Origin of the sequence: Zhihengliuella halotolerans (assembly GCF_004217565.1) — a bacterium.
Classification (GTDB): domain Bacteria; phylum Actinomycetota; class Actinomycetes; order Actinomycetales; family Micrococcaceae; genus Zhihengliuella; species Zhihengliuella halotolerans.
Window position 1 is genome coordinate 2,217,384 of record NZ_SHLA01000001.1, and the last position, 16,425, is coordinate 2,233,808.

The following is a 16,425-nucleotide window of genomic DNA, read 5'->3' on the forward strand; positions in this document are numbered from 1 at the left end:
GCCCTACCACTTTAGGCGCTCGCGGCGACCGCGCACGACACGAAAGCGGCGGAACAATGTTGCGCACAGGCGGCAGTCGTGGTCGGGTGTAGGCATGAGCGAGACGCCTGAGACCAACGAAACGCCCACCGCCGACACCACGGAGTTCGCCCCGGAGCAGCCCCAGAACGACCTGGAGGCCACCCTCCTGGCCGGCCAGCAGGACCCCGAGAAGGCTGGCGAGGTCATCGCCACGTTCCTCAACTCGGAGATTTTCTTCCTCAGCAGCGAAGAGGTGACGGAGGAGTCCCAAGACGTCGCCCCGCTCGTGCTGCAGAACCCGGACGGCGAGCCGCGCATCGCGGTCTTCTCCGACCTGCGCCGCGTCCCCGAGCAGTACCTCGAGGCCGCCCCCTACGGCGTCAAGGTGACGGGAGCCGCCGTCGTGCAGAACCTCAATGGCGCCGGCCTGGTGCTCAACGCCGGCCACCAGATCGGCTTCGAGATCCCGGCCGAGGGCGTCGAGGCGATCCGCCGCGATTTCCGTCCGGTCGACGCGGATGAGAACGGCGCCACCGGCGCCTGAACGCCCGCCCCACGTAATAGTGGGATTTAACTAATCAAAGTCCGCGGCGGCGGGCGAGTTTTCGATACTGTATATCTGGTGACCGATGACTCGCCCGTTTCCCCGCGCCCGCGCTACGTTCCCAGCTTTAAGTACATTCTGATGCTCGGCGCCCTCGCGGCGCTGCCCGCGGTGACGGTGGACATGTACCTCCCGTCGCTGCCGACGGTCGCCGCGGAGCTGCACGCCAGCCACGCCGCCGTTCAATTCACCATCTCCGCCATGCTGCTCGGCGGCGGCATCGGGCAGCTGGTCATCGGCCCCTTCTCCGACCGCTTCGGGCGCCGACTGCCGCTCCTGATCGGCATCTCCCTGCACGTGGTTTTCTCCATCCTGTGCTCGCTGGCGAGCAGCATCGAACTGCTCATCGCCCTGCGCTGCCTGCAGGGCTTCTTCAACGCCGCGGCTGGCGTCGTCGCGATCGCCGTCATCCGCGACCGGTTCGTCGGCTCGGACGCCGCCCGCCTGCTCTCCCGGCTCATGCTGGTGATCGGCGTGGCCCCGCTCTTCGCGCCCACCATCGGCCAGGCCATCGCCGGCGCGTGGCACTGGCGCGCGGTGTTCTACGCGCTCGCACTGATCGGCGTCGTGCTCGTCGCGATCGTGTGGCGCTGGATGCCGGAGACGCTGCCGCCCAAGGCCCGGCGGACGCGCGAATCCACCGGAGTGCTGCGCTCCTATGGCGCACTCCTCAGGGACCGGCGCTTCATCGCTCTCGCGATCGTCCCCGGCCTCGGCATGGCCGTGATCCTCAGCTACGTCGTCGGATCGCCATTCGTCTTCCAGGAGGAGTTCGGGCTCACGCCCGGGCAGTTCGCCCTGCTCTTCGCTCTGAACGGGTGCGCACTGGTCGGTTCGGCCCAGATCAACGCGTCGCTCGTACGGCGCATCTCCCCCGCTCGCATCCTGCGTGTCGCGGCCCTGGTCCAGCTTGTCTGCGCGACCCTGCTCCTGCTCGTCGCGATCACCGGGATCGGCGGGTTGCCCGCCCTGCTCGGCGCGCTGTGGCTCGTGCTCGGCACCCAGGGCATGATTCCGCCGAACGCGTCCGTCCTGGCCCTCAACGATTACGGTCACATGGCCGGGACCGCGGCCGCCGTCATCGGCGCCCTGCAGGCCGGTGTGGCCGGTCTCGTCAGCCCGCTGGTCGGCGTCTTCGGGGGCGGCTCGGTCGCGATGGCCGCCGTGATGCTGGCGGCGGTGGCGATGACCGTCGTCGTGCTCCTGTTCGGCACCACGTTCTACCGCAAGGACGGGTGGCGATCGCCCGCGTAGGGCGCGCCCGGCACGTGATTTCTATCCGGCTCGCCACCTGCGGTAGAGTAAATCGCGTTGTTCACGCACCGGCCGACGACGGCCTATCGCGCGGCTGTAGCTCAATGGTAGAGCCTCTGCTTCCCAAGCAGATGACGCGGGTTCGATTCCCGTCAGCCGCTCCATGAATCGCGGGAAGCCACGTCGGCTCCCGCGATTTCTCGTATCCACCGAGAGCGCCTGTGCCGCGGGCCACAGCCCGGCCGGCGGGTGGGGCGTAGAATGGGAGGCGCCATGAAACGCACAATGTTCAAGTCCAAGATCCACCGCGCGACGGTCACGCAGGCCGACCTGCACTACGTGGGTTCCGTGACGGTCGACTCCGATCTGCTCGACGCCGCCGACATCCTGCCCGGCGAACTCGTGCACATCGTCGATGTGACCAACGGCGCGCGGTTGGAGACCTACACGATCGCCGGCGAGCGCGGCAGTGGCGTGATCGGCATCAACGGCGCCGCCGCCCACCTGATCAACCCGGGCGACACCGTCATCCTCATCAGCTACGCCGAGATGGAGACGGCTGAGGCCCGCACGTACACCCCGCGCGTCGTGCACGTTAATGAGGCCAACGAGATGATCGAGCTCGGGACCGACCCGGCCGAGGCCGTGGCGGACTCCGTCTCGCGTCCGCCCCACTCCCTGGCCGCACCCAGCGGCGCCGCACTCTAAGCCTTGCTCGGGGTCCTGTCGGGGTTCGCCGTCGTCTGGACGGTGATCCTCGTGGGCTACGCCGTCGGCCGGACCGGCGTGCTCGGGCCGCAGGCCCGCTACGTCCTGAACCGGCTCACGTTCTTCGTCGCGAGTCCGGCCCTGCTCTTCACGACGCTCGCGGACTCGGAGCCCTCGACGGTCCTCGGCCCCGCCCTGTGGGTCGCGCTGCTCTCCGCCTCACTCGTCGCCGCCGCGTACATCCTCATCACCCGCTGGTGGCTGCGCCGCGAACCGGCCGAGGCCCTGATGGGGGCCATGAGTGCGGCCACCGTGAACTCGGCGAACCTGGGCCTGCCGATCGCGGTCTACGTGCTCGACGACATCACCCAGGCGGCCCCGATCATCCTCTTCCAGCTGGCGCTCTTCAGCCCCTTCTTCCTGGCGATGCTGGACTCGACGACGTCGACGCGCCGCACCACTCCGACGGCGATGTTCGTGCAAACGGCGCGAAACCCCATGATCGTCGGCTCCATGATCGGCCTACTTTTCGCGATCTTCGGCTGGGAGCTGCCGCAACAGGTCGCGGACCCGATCGAGATCATCGGCGGCGCGGCCATCCCCGCCATGCTCCTGGCCTTCGGAATCTCGCTTGTGAACTCGCGGCCGCTGGCGAAGTCGGGCGGACGGCGCACGGACACGATCATCGCCACCGCACTCAAGCTCTTCCTCCACCCGATCCTCGCGTGGCTGATCGGCGCACTGGTGTTCCGGCTCGAGGGCGCGGCGCTCTTCGCCGTCGTCGTGATGGCCGCCCTGCCGACTGCGCAGAACGTGTTCGTGACCGCCTCCCGCTACGAGCGCGGCGTCGTGATCGCCAAGGACACGGTCCTGCTGACGACCATCATCGCGATCCCGGCGATGATGCTCGTGCCGCTCCTGCTGCCGCAATAGCACGGCCCGGGCTAGGGTGTCGGTAACAGGACGGAATATCGAGGCCGTCCCGCGCGCTTAAGCGTGTTAGCGTCTCACGCCATCACTGGACCGCAAGAATCAGCAGAAGGATTGCCGACATGAACCGTTTCCGCTCGACGACCCCGTTCACCCGCCGCGCGCTCGGCGCCGCCGCAGTCGCCGGCGTCGCGCTCACGCTCGCCGCGTGCGGCTCCGCCGGGACGGACGACGACGGCGGATCCTCCGCCTCGGGCGTCACGTGGGAATCCGTCGAGGAGGCGGGTGAACTTCAGGTCGGCACCGAGGGCACCTACCGGCCGTTCTCCTATACGGAGGAGGGCAGCGGAGACCTCATCGGCTACGACGTCGAGGTCATGGAGGCCGTGGGCAAGAACCTCGGCATCGAGGTGAAGTTCTCCAAGACCGAATGGGATGGCATGTTCGCCGGCTTGGATGCGGGCCGCTTCGACACGATCGCCAACCAGGTCACCATGACGCCCGAGCGCGAGGAGAAGTACCTCTTCAGCACGCCCTACACCGTCAGCACCGGCGTCGTCGTGACGCTGGCCGACGACGACTCCGTCAGCACCTTCGAGGATCTCGAAGGCAAGCGCACGGCCCAGTCGGCGACGAGCAACTGGCGCACCCTCGCCGAGGAGTCGGGCGCGCAGATCGAACCCGTCGAGGGTTGGGCCCAGTCCGTCGCCCTCCTGGAGCAGGGCCGCGTGGACGCGACCGTCAACGACAAACTGACGGTGCTCGACTACCTCACCACCGAGGGCAACGACGCGATCAAGATCGCCGCTGAAACCGAGGAGTCCTCGACCGTCGGGTTCGTCTTCCCCGCCGGCTCGGAGAGCACGGTCGAGAAGTTCAACGAGGCGCTGGCCGAGCTGGCCGCCGACGGGACCCTCGCCGAGATCTCCGAGAAGTACTTCGGCGACGACGTCTCCAAGTAACCTCCGCGCCGCGGCGCCGATCCCCCGGCGCCGCTGTGCGCTCTGACCCGGAAGGGGCACCGACATCGACTGGGAACTGTTCGTCAGCTCGCTGGGCCCGCTCGCTCTCCAGGGGCTCACGGGCACGATCCCGCTGACCCTCGCGAGCTTCACGCTCGGTCTGGCCATCGCGCTGGTCGTCGCGCTGATGCGCATCAGCAAGAACCGCGCCGTCTCGACGGCGGCCCGCGTCTACATCTCGATCATCCGCGGCACGCCCCTGCTGGTCCAGCTCTTCGTGATCTTCTACGGCCTGCCGTCGCTGGGGATGACGATCGACCCGTGGCCGAGCGCCATCATCGCGTTCTCGCTCAACGTGGGCGGCTACGCGGCCGAAGTCATCCGAGCCGCGATCCTCTCGGTCCCGAAGGGGCAGTGGGAGGCCGGGTACACGATCGGCATGTCCCGCACGACGACGCTGCGCCGGCTGATCCTCCCCCAGGCGGCCAGGGTCTCCGTGCCGCCGCTGTCCAACACGTTCATCTCGCTGGTCAAGGACACCTCGCTGGCGTCGATCATCCTGGTCCCGGAGACCTTCCAGCGGGCGAAGGAAATCGCGGCGACGACCAGCGAATTCCTCACGGTCTACCTGTCTGCAGCGCTGGTGTACTGGGTGTTCTGCACCGTCCTGTCCGCCGGTCAGAACCGAATCGAGAAGAGGCTGGACCGCTATGTCGCCCACTGATTCAACTCCGCTGTTGAACGTGTCGAACCTGCAGAAGTCGTTCGGGGACCACCAGGTCCTCCGGTCGATCGACCTGGCCGTCGAGACCGGCAAGGTCCTCGCCCTGATCGGACCGTCGGGCTCCGGCAAGACCACCGTCCTGCGCTGCCTCAACGGTCTCGAGCAACCCGACGGCGGCACGGTCGCTTTCGACCCGGACCCGCAGGTCACGTTCACCCCCAAGACCACCAAGCGTGAGCGCGACAGCCTCCGCACGCGCAGCGCCATGGTGTTCCAGAGCTACAACCTCTTCCCCCACATGACCGTGCTGCAGAACGTCATCGAGGGGCCGGTGACGGTGCAGAAGCGCAAGCGCGCCGATGCGGTCGCCGAGGCCGAGCGGCTGCTCGAACGAGTCGGGCTGGCGGCCAAGAAGTCGGCGTACCCACACGAACTCTCGGGTGGCCAACAGCAGCGCGTCGGCATCGTCCGGGCGCTCGCGCTGAAGCCCTCCCTCCTGCTCTTCGACGAGCCGACGTCGGCACTAGACCCGGAACTCGTCGGCGACGTGCTGACCGTCATCAAGGAGCTGGCCGAGGAAGGCTGGACGATGGTGCTCGTGACCCACGAGCTGGCCTTCGCCCGCGAAGTCGCCGACGAGGTCGTCTTCATGGACGGCGGCGTCGTCGTCGAACGCGGACACCCGGACCAGGTCCTGCGCGCTCCGCAGCAGGAGCGGACCCGCCAGTTCGTGCACCGCCTGCTCAACCCGTTCTGAGACGGGACCGGCCGTCCGGATTGTGCTGCGCCAGCGACCGGGGTCGATGCCAGGCCGCGGGGCGGGACGGCTCCCTACGCGGCGGGCACGGCCCCACGGGCGGAACGGACCGCGGCCAGCGCCTGCGCGATGTCCTCCTTGAGGTCGGCGACGTCCTCGACGCCCACGGAGAGGCGGACGAGGTCCGTCGGAACCGCCAGCTCGGTGCCGCGCACGGAGGCGTGCGTCATCTCGGAGCAGTAGCAGGCCAGTGATTCGACGCCGCCCAGGCTCACGGACAGCGCGAAAAGCCGGGTCGACTCGGCGAACGTCCGGGCCGACGCCTCGTCGCCGAAGCGCAGCGAGACGATGCCGCCGAAGCCGCTCATCTGCCGCTTGGCCAGCTCGTGGCCGGGGTGTTCGGGCAGTCCCGGGTAGAGGACCTGCGCGACGCCGTCCTGCTCGCGCGCCCACTCGGCGATCTCCTGCGCGTTGGAGCTGTGCCGCTCCATGCGCAGCCCCAGCGTCTTGAGGCCGCGGGCCGCGAGGTAGCTGTCTTGAGGCCCGGCCACCGCTCCCCCGGCGAACTGCTGGAAGCCGACGGCGCCGGCCAGACTCTGGCCGCGGAACTCGCGGTCGGAGACGATCACCGCACCACCGAGCACGTCGGAGTGGCCGCCGATGTACTTGGTCGTCGAATGTACGACGACGTCCGCCCCGAGGGCCAGCGGCCGCTGCAGATACGGCGAGGCGAACGTGTTGTCCACGACGAGCAGCGCGTCGGCCTCGCGGGCGATCTGCGCCCACGCCGCGATGTCGGCGATGCCCAGCAGCGGGTTTGACGGCGTCTCGAGCCAGAGCACGCGGGTCGACCCCGGGCGCACAGCAGCGCGCACGGCGTCAGGATCCGTGATGTCGACAGCCGTGTTGGAGACGCCCCAGCGCCCCAGCAACTGGTTGACAAGTCGATTAGTCCCACCGTATCCGTCGCCGCCGAGGACGATGTGGTCGCCGGGCTCAAGCACGGCACGCAGCAGCGCGTCCTCTCCCGCCAGGCCGGAGGCGAAAGCGAAACCGGCGTGCCCGCCCTCGAGCGCGGCGAGCTGCGTCTGGAAGCCGTCGCGCGTCGGGTTGGAGCCGCGCGAGTACTCGTGGCCGCCGCGGAGGACGTTGATGCCGTCCTGGACGAACGTCGACGTCTGGTAGATCGGCGGGATGACGGCCCCGGTCAGCGGGTCCGGCTCCTGACCGGCGTGAATGGCGAGAGTGTTGAAACCGCGGGCGTCGCTCATCGGGCCACGCCTCCTTCCGTGATGGTCAGCCCGGCCGACGCGTCGCTGACGGTCAGCAGGGCCTGGTTCAGGTCTTCGATCAGGTCCTCCGGCTCCTCGAGGCCGATCGAGACGCGGATCGTCGTCTCGGCGATCCCCGCCGCGGCCCGCTGCGCGCGGGTCATCCGGCAGTGCGTCATCGCCGCGGGATGCGAGACGAGCGACCGGGTGTCGCCGAGGTTGGCGACCAGCTTGAACACCCCGAGCGCGTCGATGAAGCGCTCAACCGCGCCCGGATCCTCGTCCACGTCCGCGGCCAGGTCGAAGGCGAAGACCGAACCGGCGCCGGCCGGGAAGTCCCGGGCGAGCACGCGCGAGGTGATGGCCTCCGGGTCATGATCGATCAGGACGGACGGGTGGTGGACCCGCGAAACGGCCGGGTGCTGCGCAAGGTGCGCGGCGACGGCTCGTGCGTTCTGCCTGTGCCGCGCGACACGCAGCTCGAGCGTCTCGACCCCGCGCAGGATCTCGGCGGAGGCGCTCGGCGAGAGGGCCGGGCCCAGGTCGTGCAGGTACTTGGTCCGCACGAGGGCGGCGAAGGCGCACTTACCGTAGCGCTCCACGAGAGTGGCGCCTGCGCTGGCGCCGGCGGCGTAGCGCTCCTTGTCCCCGGCGAGCTGCTGCCACTTGGCGGGGTCGGCGGCGAAGTCGAACGTGCCGGCGTCGACGAGGACCCCGGCCAGCGTGCTGCCGTGGCCGCCGAGGAACTTCGTGGCGGAGTGCACCACGACGTCGGCGCCGTGCTCGATCGGCCGGTACAGCGCCGGCGTCGCCAGCGTGTTGTCGACGACGACGGGCACCCCGGCGGCGTGCGCGATCTGAGCGATCGCGGGCAGGTCCGGGAGTTCGGCGAGCGGGTTGGTGATCGACTCGAGCAGCACGGCCCTCGTCTGCGGCGTCACGGCCGCGCGCCACGCGTCGAGATCCTGGTGGTCGACGAAGTCCACCTGGTAGCCGAAGTCGGCGAACGTGTCCGTGAGCAGGTCCATGGTGCCCCCGTACAGCTGGTGGGCCGCGACGATCTGGCGGCCGGCGCCGTCGTGGTCCGCTCCCCCTGCGCGTTCGGCGTCGCCGCGCCCGAGCAGGGCGAGCAGGGCGAGCGCGACGGCGGACTGGCCGCTCGAGGTCGCGACGGCGGCGACGCCGCCCTCCAGCTCGGCGACGCGCGCCTCCAGCACCGCGACCGTCGGGTTGCCGGTGCGCGTGTAGGTGAAGCCCGGCTTGGTCTGGGCGAACATCTGCTGCGCGTCCGCGTAGGACGGGAACTCGTAGGCGGTGGTCTGCAGGACCGGGACGGACACCGGGTAGTGCGGACCCTGCGGCGTGTAGCCGGAGTGGATGTTGGCTGTTGAACTCATGGACGGGCTCCTTGTCGATCACGCGTTGCGCGGGACGTGCCGGGCGATCGGCGGATGGTAGTGGTGCGGCCGGCGGCGGGAGGACGGGATCCTCCCGCCGCCGGGAGGGCCGGGGACGAGGCCCCGGCGTTGGCCGTGGTTAGGCCGTGACGTCGGCCAGCAGCGCAGCGCGGGCCGATTCGGTGGCGGTGACGACGTTGCGCAGCGACTCGACGGTCTCCTCGTACGCGCGGGTCTTCAGACCGCAGTCCGGGTTGATCCAGAGCTGCGGGACCGGGACGCTGGCCACGGCGGTCTGAATCAGGGACTCGACCTCCTCGACGGACGGCACGCGCGGCGAGTGGATGTCGTAGACGCCCGGGCCAACGCCGCGACCGAAGCCGAACTCGGCGAGGTCTGCCGCGACCTCCATCTTGGAGCGGGCGGCCTCGATGCTCGTCACGTCCGCGGCTAGGCCGTCGATGCCGGCGATGACCTCGCCGAACTCCGAGTAGCACAGGTGCGTGTGGATCTGCGTGTCGGTCCGCACACCCGAGGTGGCGAGACGGAAGGACTCGACCGACCACTTCAGGTACGCCGGCTGATCGGCGGCGCGCAGCGGCAGCAGCTCGCGCAGTGCCGGCTCGTCCACCTGGATGATGGCCGTGCCGGCCTCCTCCAGGTCGGCGATCTCGTCGCGCAGGGCCAGAGCCACCTGGTCGGCGGTTTCGCCGAGCGGCTGGTCGTTGCGGACGAACGACCACGCGAGGATCGTCACCGGGCCCGTGAGCATGCCCTTCATCGGCTTCGCGGTCAGGGACTGCGCGTAGCTGGTCCACGGCACCGTGAAGGCCTCCGGGCGGGTCACGTCGCCCCAGAGGATCGACGGGCGAGTACAGCGCGAACCGTAGGACTGGACCCAGCCGTTGACGGTCTCGGAGAAGCCGTCGAAGTTCTCGGCGAAGTACTGGACCATGTCGTTGCGCTCGGGCTCGCCGTGCACGAGCACGTCGAGTCCCAGCCCTTCCTGGAGTTCGACCACGCGGGCGATCTCGGCCTTGAGGAACTCGTCGTACTGGTCCGCGGTGATCTTGCCGGCGCGGAACTCGGCTCGGGCCTTGCGGACCTCACCGGTCTGCGGGAAGGAACCGATCGTCGTGGTCGGCAGGTCCGGCAGGCCCAGGCGCGCCTTCTGGGCCTCGTCGCGCACCGCGGACGGGGCGCGGGTGAAGTCCTGTTCGGTCAGGGCGGCCTGGCGCTGCCGGACCGACTCCACGCGGGTGCCGGCGAACGAGGCGCGGTGCTCGATCGCGGCGTCGGAGGCGGCGATCTCGGCCTCGACGGCGGCCGAGCCTGCGGACAGGCCCTTCGACAAGGTGAGGACCTCGGCGACCTTCTGGTCGGCGAAAGCGAGCCAGCCCGGCAGGTGCTCCGGCAGGTTCTGCTCGAGCGCCACGTCGTGCGGGACGTGCTGCAGCGAGGTGGTCGTGGCCACGGAGATGGTCCCCGGCACGGACGCCTCGAGGGACACGAGGGTGCGCAGCGAGGCGGCGAGGTCGTTGCGCCAGATGTTGCGGCCGTCCACGACGCCGGCGACGAAGCGGGTCTCGCCGAGGGCGGCCAGCTGCTCGGCGGCCGGGACCTCGCCGCGGATCAGGTCGGCGTGCACGGCCTCGACGCCGGCCGCGGCCAGCGCGGCCAGACCGGAGCCCGGAGCCGCGATGTCGCCGGCGGTGCCGTAGCCCGTGGTGACGAGCAGCGACGGGCGTGCGACGCCGTCGTACTCCTTGTCGCCGGCGAGGGCGGCGTAAGCCTTCTCTGCCAGCGGGACGAGCGCGCTGCCGCGCTCGGTGACGAGGCCCGGCTCGTCGAACTGGACCCACTCGGCGCCGGCGGCGGCCAGCTGCGCGAGGATGCCGCGGTAGGCGGCGACGGCGTCGTCCAGGCGGTCGAGCGGGTCGAAGCCCTCCGGCGCCCCCTCCTCCGGCTTGGACAGCAGCAGGTAGGTCACGGGGCCGACGAGAACCGGGCGCAGCGTGTTGCCGCGGGCCGACTGGCGCTGGACGATGCCGGCGAGGCGGTCGGCGAGGGCGCGGAACGTGGTGGTCGGGCCGATCTCCGGGACCAGGTAGTGGTAGTTGGTGTCGAACCACTTGGTCATCTCGAGCGGCTGGCGCTCCTTGTCGCCGCGGGCCAGCGTGAAGTAGGCGTCGGTGTCGACCTCGCCGTCGGTGCCGGCCAGGTCGGCGAAGCGCGTCGGCAGCGCGCCGAGGGCGGCCGTGGTGTCGAGCACCTGGTCGTAGAGGGCGAAGTCGGCCGGGATCGAGGAGTCCGAGGCCGAGAGGCCCAGCTCGACGAGGCGGTCGATCGTGCGGTCCTGCAGGGCCTCCGCCGCGGCGTTGAGCTCGGCGTAGGTGCTGGCGCCCTTCCAGTAGGACTCGACGGCCTTCTTCAGTTCGCGGTTCGGGCCGATGCGCGGGTAACCGAGAATGGTGGCGTTCGGGAAATCAGTCGTGCTCATGGTGTTGCTCCTCAGTGGTTCGTTGAGTCGTGAAATCTGTGGGGGTGTTCAGGCGTGCGCGAGGTGGGCCGCGGCCTGGAGGGCGTTGGCGTCGCCGTACTCGGCGCCTTCGCGGGCGTCGGCCGTGCCGGCACCGGTCAGCTGCAGGGCGTCGACGACGTCGAGCGGGCTGCGGGCGTCGTTGAACGTGTACAGGTGCAGTCCGGGGGCGCCGTCGTCGAACGCGGCCTGCGCCAGCTCTGCCGCGTGCCCGACGCCGATGCGGTGACGCTCGGCGTCAGTGGAGGCGCCGGCGAGCCGTGAGCGCAGCTCCTCGTCGGGGGCCAGGCCCGAGAGTTCGCACAGCCGCAGCAGTCGGCGCTCGTTATTCACCGGCATGATGCCCGGGACGATCGGAATCGTGACGCCGGCCGCGCGGGCCTGGCGGACCAGGTTCGCGTAGTCGGTCCGGTCGAAGTAGATCTGGGTGATGGCGAAGTTGGCGCCGGCCCGCTCCTTGGCGAGCAGCACCTCGATGTCGTGACGGAACGACGGCGATTCCGGGTGGCGCTTCGGGTAGGCGGCCACGCCGATCGCGAGTCGTCCGGCGGCCAGCGAGGCGGAGCGGCGGTTCTCGACATCGCGGATCAGTTCCACGAGGTATCGGGCGAAGGGCAACTCGCCGTGCGAGCTCGGATCATCGCCTTCGGGCTTGTCGCCGCGCAGCGCCAGGACACCGCGGACACCCAGCGCCACGAGGTGGTTGACGAGGCGGTCGAGCGATTCGCGGGTCTCCCCGACGCACGTCAGGTGGGCCAGCGGGCGCAGGCGGGTGTGCTCGATCAGGTGACCGATCAGTTCGACAGAGGCCCGCCGGCGTTCCGGGGTCCCGTTGTAGGTCACGGACACGTAGTCCGGGGCGCTGGCCTCGAGCTCCGCGATGACGTCGACGATCGTCGACTTGGCCTGCTCGTTGCGCGGCGGATAGAGCTCGTAGGACAACGCTGGCGCTGTCGCCGCGTGTTCTGTCATTTCATCTCCTCGCTGGATTCGCGAAGGAGGACACCACGAAAAACGCCCGTGACCGGCCGGGATACGACCGAGGGCGTGGACGACGTGGATGCGTCTCCATCGCTTCTGGCGGTAGCACCGTTCCGAGCCCCGGCACAGGCCGGGTCCATCGGATGGTTGCTGCGGCGTCGTCGATCCAGATCTCTCGGCCGCTCTTGATGGGTTGGTATATCCATCGTGAGCCCACCGGCACCGCGGGCACAAGTGCGCAGACTTCCGGTGCTTCACAGAGCTGCACATGACAGCAGGTGACTGAATGCTGCGGAATGTTTCACGGGTTTCCGCGTCACACAAGACTCAAGGGCGTCACAAGACGCGGTGATGACGCAGCGCAACGACGGCGTGCTCTCCCCCGGGCGCGTCTGTGCCGACTACTGTGGTGCCATGGCACAGAAGTCACCCGCTGAACGCGCAGCAACGATCGCCGCCGGATACGCCTTCGACGGCAGCTCACTGGATCTGGGGGCGGCACTCGTCGACGGCGAGGTCTTCCCGGACGCCCGAGTGGGGCTCCCGCTGCAGATGATGAACCGTCACGGACTCGTGGCCGGCGCGACGGGAACGGGCAAGACCATCACCCTGCAGGTCATGGCCGAGCAGCTCTCCGAGGCCGGAGTGCCCACGTTCCTCGCCGACATCAAGGGTGATCTCACCGGCCTCTCCACTGCGGGAACCGGCTCACCCAAGCTGCTCGAACGCACGGCTTCGGTCGGCATGGACTGGGAACCGCGGACCTACCCCGTCGACTACCTCTGCCTGGGCGGCGACGGGACCGGCGTTCCGGTCCGCGCGACCCTCTCCTCGTTCGGACCGCTCCTGCTCGCGCGCGTGCTCGGCCTGAACGAAACGCAGGAGTCCTCGCTCCTGCTCGTCTTCCACTACGCGGACAAGAAAGACCTCGAGCTCGACGACCTCAAGGATCTGCGTGCCGTCATCACGCACCTGACAAGCGATGCAGGCAAAGCAGACCTCGCCGAACTCGGCGGGCTGAACAAGGCCACAGCGGGTGTGATCCTGCGCAACCTCGTCACCCTCGAGACGCAGGGCGGGGACCGCTTCTTCGGTGCCCCCGAGTTCGACTCGGCCGAATTGCTGCGCACTGCCGACGACGGTCGCGGCGTGATCTCGTGCCTGGAACTGCCGACCCTGCTGCAGCAGCCGCTGCTCTTCTCCACGTTCCTGATGTGGCTGCTCGCGGACCTCTTCGAGGAACTGCCCGAGGTCGGCGATGCCGACAAACCCAAGCTGGTCTTCTTCCTCGACGAAGCCCACCTGCTGTTCAAGGACGCCTCGAAGGCGTTCATGGACTCCATCACGACGACGGTGCGGCTGATCCGTTCCAAGGGCGTCGGGGTCTTCTTCGTCACCCAGACCCCGCAGGACGTGCCGGCCGAGGTGCTGGGCCAGCTTGCCAATCGCGTCCAGCACGCGCTGCGCGCGTTCACCCCCGCCGACGCGAAGGCCCTGCGGGCCACCGCCTCCACGTTCCCGCTCTCCGACTACGACCTCGAGGAGGCCATCACGGCCGCCGGCACCGGCGAGGCGATCATCACGGTCATGAACGAGAAGGGGGCCCCGACCCCGGTCGCGTGGACGCGCATGTTCTCCCCCCGATCGCACATGGGCGCCTCGGCGGCCGACGTCGTCGACGAGGTCGTGGCGGCTTCGCCGCTGCTCGAGGCCTACGGGACCGCCGAGGACCGGGAATCGGCCTTCGAGAAACTCGCCGCAGACAAGGCCCGGGCGGGCGCCCCCGAGCGCCCCGACGACAGCCGTCGTCGTCCGGAGTCGACCGGCCGGGCCGCCTCCCGGCCGGCTCCGCGGGGCACCGGCTCGCGCCCGGCCTCGCGCACGAACAGCCAGGAGAATCCGATGGTCGACGCCGCGGTGAAGGTCGCCGGGATCCTCGGCAAAGAGATCGTGCGCGGGCTCTTCGGCACCCGTCGCCGCCGCCGCTGATAACGTGTCATCCGTGGAAAAATCGTCTCGCACCGGCTCGGATCTCGTCAGAGTCGCGGCCATCTGGGTCATGGCGCTCATGGTCGTTCTCGTCGCCGGCGCCATGGCGATCGCGGTCACCAACGCACGAGTGTTCGGCCCCACTCCCGCGGTCGACGACTACGTGCAAACGCTCGTCGCCGGCGACGGCGCAACCGCGCTCGGCCACCTCGGTCTGGAAGCTCCCGACGGCAACGGGCTGATGCTCTCCGGTGGCCCGCTACGGGCATCGGCCGCCGCCCTCGGCGACTACACGATCGAGGAGACTTCCCGGGAGGACGACCGTGCCACGGTCCGCGTCTCGTACAACGTCGGCGGCCGCCAGCACCACACAGACTTCCGGCTGATGCGTACCGGGCGCGACTGGCTGTTCTTCGATCAGTGGCAGATCGAGATGGGCAAGCTGCCCGTCCTCACGGTGCACGCTGCGAACACCACCGACATTCTCGTCAACGGCGTCGAATCGCCGGTAGCCGCGGGCGAGCAGAAGTTCCCGGTGCTGCCACCGGCGGTGGTGACCGCCTCGTTCGAGGAGGAGTACTTCCGGGCCGGCGAGACGACCAGGATCGTCGATGACTCCGACGACACCGACGAACCCCTGCGACTGGTCTCCGAGCCGACCGAGGCCCTCACCGAGGAAGTCGCCGGGAAGCTGCGTGGGTACCTGGACGGGTGCGCCGAGCAGCAGGTGCTGATGCCGACCGGCTGTCCCCTGGCCTACGACACGGGCGCCCGGGTGGACCCGGCCACGATCGACTGGGAGATCACCGAGTACCCCGATGTCGAGATCACCGCGTTCGACGGCGGATGGGTGCTGCGCCCGCTCGAGGTCGAGGTGAACCTCGAACTTGTCGAGCAGGATCTCGCGACGGGCGTGACGACGGAGGTCGACGTCGACGAGACGTATACCTTCACGGCCAACCTAGACTTATCGTCGTCGAAGGTCTCGGTGACACCCGTCGTCGTCGAGTAGCGACCGGCGGACTCAGTCGGTCTTCGTCACCGGCAGCGCACCGGTGGGCGGGTTGTCGTCGCGGATCTCGAACCGGCCCCGCAGCACGAGGTAGAGCGCCCAGAGCCCGGCGACCAGCGCGATGCCCGCACCCAGCCCCACGGCCCAGCGGGGGCCGAGCACGTCGCCGATCCAGCCGACGAGCGGGGCGCCGATCGGCGTTCCGCCCTGGACCACCGCCATGTAGAGCGCCAGGACACGGCCGCGGAAGCGCGGCTGCACCGAGAGCTGGATCGACGTGTTGCAACTGTTCAGGAACGTCACCGCGGTCAACCCCACCAGGACCAGCAGCGCGGCGTACCACCAGAACGACGGCATCAGGCTCGCGGCGAGCCCGGCGACGCCGAACCCGATGGCCCCGCCGATGAGGTAGCGCATCCGGAACCGGCCGCGGGCGGCCGCGAGGATCGCCGCCGCGAGGGTCCCGACGGCGACGAGCGAGCCCAGCACGCCGTACTCGGTGGGGCCCCGGTTGAACACGGTGGTGGCCATCATGGCGTTGGTGATCTGGAAATTGAAACCGAACGTGCCCACGAGGAACGCCATGACCAGGATGACCACAAGGTCCGGGCGCCCCCTGACGTAGGCGAGCCCCTCCCGGATCTGCCGCTTCCCGCGGGGCACCGGGGCGCTGCGGTTCAGGGCTGAGACGTCCATCCGCCAGATGCCGATCAGCACCGCCACGAAACTCGCCGCGTTGATCATGAACGCCGGCGCAGTGCCGACCCAGGCGATGAGCAGGCCCGCGAGGCCGGGGCCGGCCAGGCGGGCGACGTTGAAGGAGGCGCTGTTGAGCGCCACGGCGTTGGGGATGTCCGGCTTGGCCACGACCTCCGAAACGAACGCCTGCCTGGCCGGTGCGTCGAAGGCGCTCGCGACGCCCAGGACGAGGGCGATCACGTAGACGTGCCACAGCTGAGCGACACCGAGGAACACGAGCAGGCCGAGTGCGAGTGCGGTCAGGCCCATGACGGTCTGCGTCAGCAGCAGGAGGCGGCGCTTGTCGTAGCGGTCGGCCACGAGCCCCGCCCATGCGCCGAGGAACAGGATGGGCAGGAACTGCAGGCCGGTCGTGATCCCGACGGCCGTGCCGCTGTTGTCCGTGAGCTCGGTGAGCACCAGCCAGTCCTGGGCGACCCGCTGCATCCACGTGCCGATATTGGAGACCAGCGCCCCGGCCACCCACAGGCGGTAGTTCGGGCTCTTCAAAGCTCTGAACATGTTCGGCACGTCTGGT

General features: G+C 69.5%; 14 protein-coding genes, 1 tRNA gene and 1 riboswitch. Of the genes, 10 read left to right on the top strand and 5 right to left on the bottom strand.

What is annotated here, in order from left to right; genetic code table 11:
* Window positions 1–94: 94 nt before the first annotated feature.
* The 8 genes from EV380_RS10085 (at window position 95) to EV380_RS10120 (ending at window position 5,960) form a co-directional block, all read left to right on the top strand.
* Window positions 95–565, top strand: coding sequence for an SseB family protein (locus tag EV380_RS10085; RefSeq protein ID WP_165391933.1), 471 nt, complete (start codon window positions 95–97; stop codon window positions 563–565).
* Between the two features lie 78 nt (window positions 566–643).
* Window positions 644–1,879: a multidrug effflux MFS transporter gene (locus tag EV380_RS10090; protein WP_242607576.1), complete on the top strand. Its 1,236-nt coding sequence runs from the start codon at window positions 644–646 to the stop codon at window positions 1,877–1,879.
* A 90-nt stretch (window positions 1,880–1,969) separates the two neighbouring features.
* Window positions 1,970–2,043: transfer RNA gene (locus EV380_RS10095), tRNA-Gly, on the top strand.
* 109 nt (window positions 2,044–2,152) lie between these two features.
* Complete coding sequence (gene panD, locus EV380_RS10100) at window positions 2,153–2,587, top strand: aspartate 1-decarboxylase (RefSeq protein WP_102157933.1); 435 nt, start codon at window positions 2,153–2,155, stop codon at window positions 2,585–2,587.
* Between the two features lie 3 nt (window positions 2,588–2,590).
* Window positions 2,591–3,520, top strand: coding sequence for an AEC family transporter (locus EV380_RS10105; protein WP_102157934.1), 930 nt, complete (start codon window positions 2,591–2,593; stop codon window positions 3,518–3,520).
* A gap of 119 nt (window positions 3,521–3,639) precedes the next feature.
* Window positions 3,640–4,479 carry a transporter substrate-binding domain-containing protein gene (locus EV380_RS10110; protein ID WP_102157935.1) on the top strand — a complete coding sequence of 280 codons (840 nt, stop codon included), beginning with the start codon at window positions 3,640–3,642 and terminating at the stop codon, window positions 4,477–4,479.
* A gap of 64 nt (window positions 4,480–4,543) precedes the next feature.
* The gene (locus tag EV380_RS10115) at window positions 4,544–5,203 is read left to right on the top strand and encodes an amino acid ABC transporter permease (protein WP_102157936.1); all 660 of its coding nucleotides are present in this window, start codon (window positions 4,544–4,546) and stop codon (window positions 5,201–5,203) included.
* A complete protein-coding gene (locus EV380_RS10120; protein ID WP_130451041.1) occupies window positions 5,190–5,960 on the top strand; it encodes an amino acid ABC transporter ATP-binding protein in 771 nt (256 codons plus the stop codon). Before EV380_RS10115 ends, EV380_RS10120 begins: the two co-directional genes overlap by 14 nt.
* A 74-nt stretch (window positions 5,961–6,034) precedes the next feature.
* On the opposite strand, the gene EV380_RS10125 is transcribed toward EV380_RS10120, so the two are convergent.
* From EV380_RS10125 to EV380_RS10140, 4 genes are all read right to left on the bottom strand, one after another.
* A complete protein-coding gene (locus tag EV380_RS10125) occupies window positions 6,035–7,231 on the bottom strand; it encodes a cystathionine gamma-synthase (RefSeq protein WP_130451042.1) in 1,197 nt (398 codons plus the stop codon).
* A complete protein-coding gene (locus EV380_RS10130) occupies window positions 7,228–8,628 on the bottom strand; it encodes an O-acetylhomoserine aminocarboxypropyltransferase/cysteine synthase family protein (protein WP_130451043.1) in 1,401 nt (466 codons plus the stop codon). The genes EV380_RS10125 and EV380_RS10130 overlap by 4 nt, the downstream gene beginning before the upstream one ends.
* Window positions 8,629–8,767: 139 nt before the next feature.
* Window positions 8,768–11,128, bottom strand: a complete 2,361-nt coding sequence (gene metE, locus EV380_RS10135) for a 5-methyltetrahydropteroyltriglutamate--homocysteine S-methyltransferase (RefSeq protein ID WP_130451044.1) — start codon at window positions 11,126–11,128, stop codon at window positions 8,768–8,770.
* A gap of 48 nt (window positions 11,129–11,176) precedes the next feature.
* The gene (locus EV380_RS10140; RefSeq protein ID WP_130451045.1) at window positions 11,177–12,139 is read right to left on the bottom strand and encodes a methylenetetrahydrofolate reductase; all 963 of its coding nucleotides are present in this window, start codon (window positions 12,137–12,139) and stop codon (window positions 11,177–11,179) included.
* Window positions 12,140–12,232: 93 nt separating this feature from the next.
* A riboswitch (SAM riboswitch) is annotated at window positions 12,233–12,343 on the bottom strand.
* A gap of 219 nt (window positions 12,344–12,562) precedes the next feature.
* Between EV380_RS10140 and EV380_RS10145 the strand changes: the two genes are divergently transcribed.
* Together EV380_RS10145 and EV380_RS10150 are read left to right on the top strand one after the other, a co-directional pair.
* The gene (locus EV380_RS10145) at window positions 12,563–14,137 is read left to right on the top strand and encodes a helicase HerA-like domain-containing protein (RefSeq protein WP_130452181.1); all 1,575 of its coding nucleotides are present in this window, start codon (window positions 12,563–12,565) and stop codon (window positions 14,135–14,137) included.
* 13 nt (window positions 14,138–14,150) lie between these two features.
* Window positions 14,151–15,149 (top strand): hypothetical protein, encoded by a 999-nt coding sequence (locus EV380_RS10150; protein ID WP_130451046.1) that lies wholly within the window; start codon window positions 14,151–14,153, stop codon window positions 15,147–15,149.
* A 12-nt stretch (window positions 15,150–15,161) separates the two neighbouring features.
* Here EV380_RS10150 and EV380_RS10155 read toward each other — a convergent pair whose 3' ends face one another.
* Entirely contained in the window at window positions 15,162–16,409 is a 1,248-nt protein-coding gene (locus EV380_RS10155) for an MFS transporter (protein WP_130451047.1), read from the bottom strand.
* Window positions 16,410–16,425: the final 16 nt, after the last annotated feature.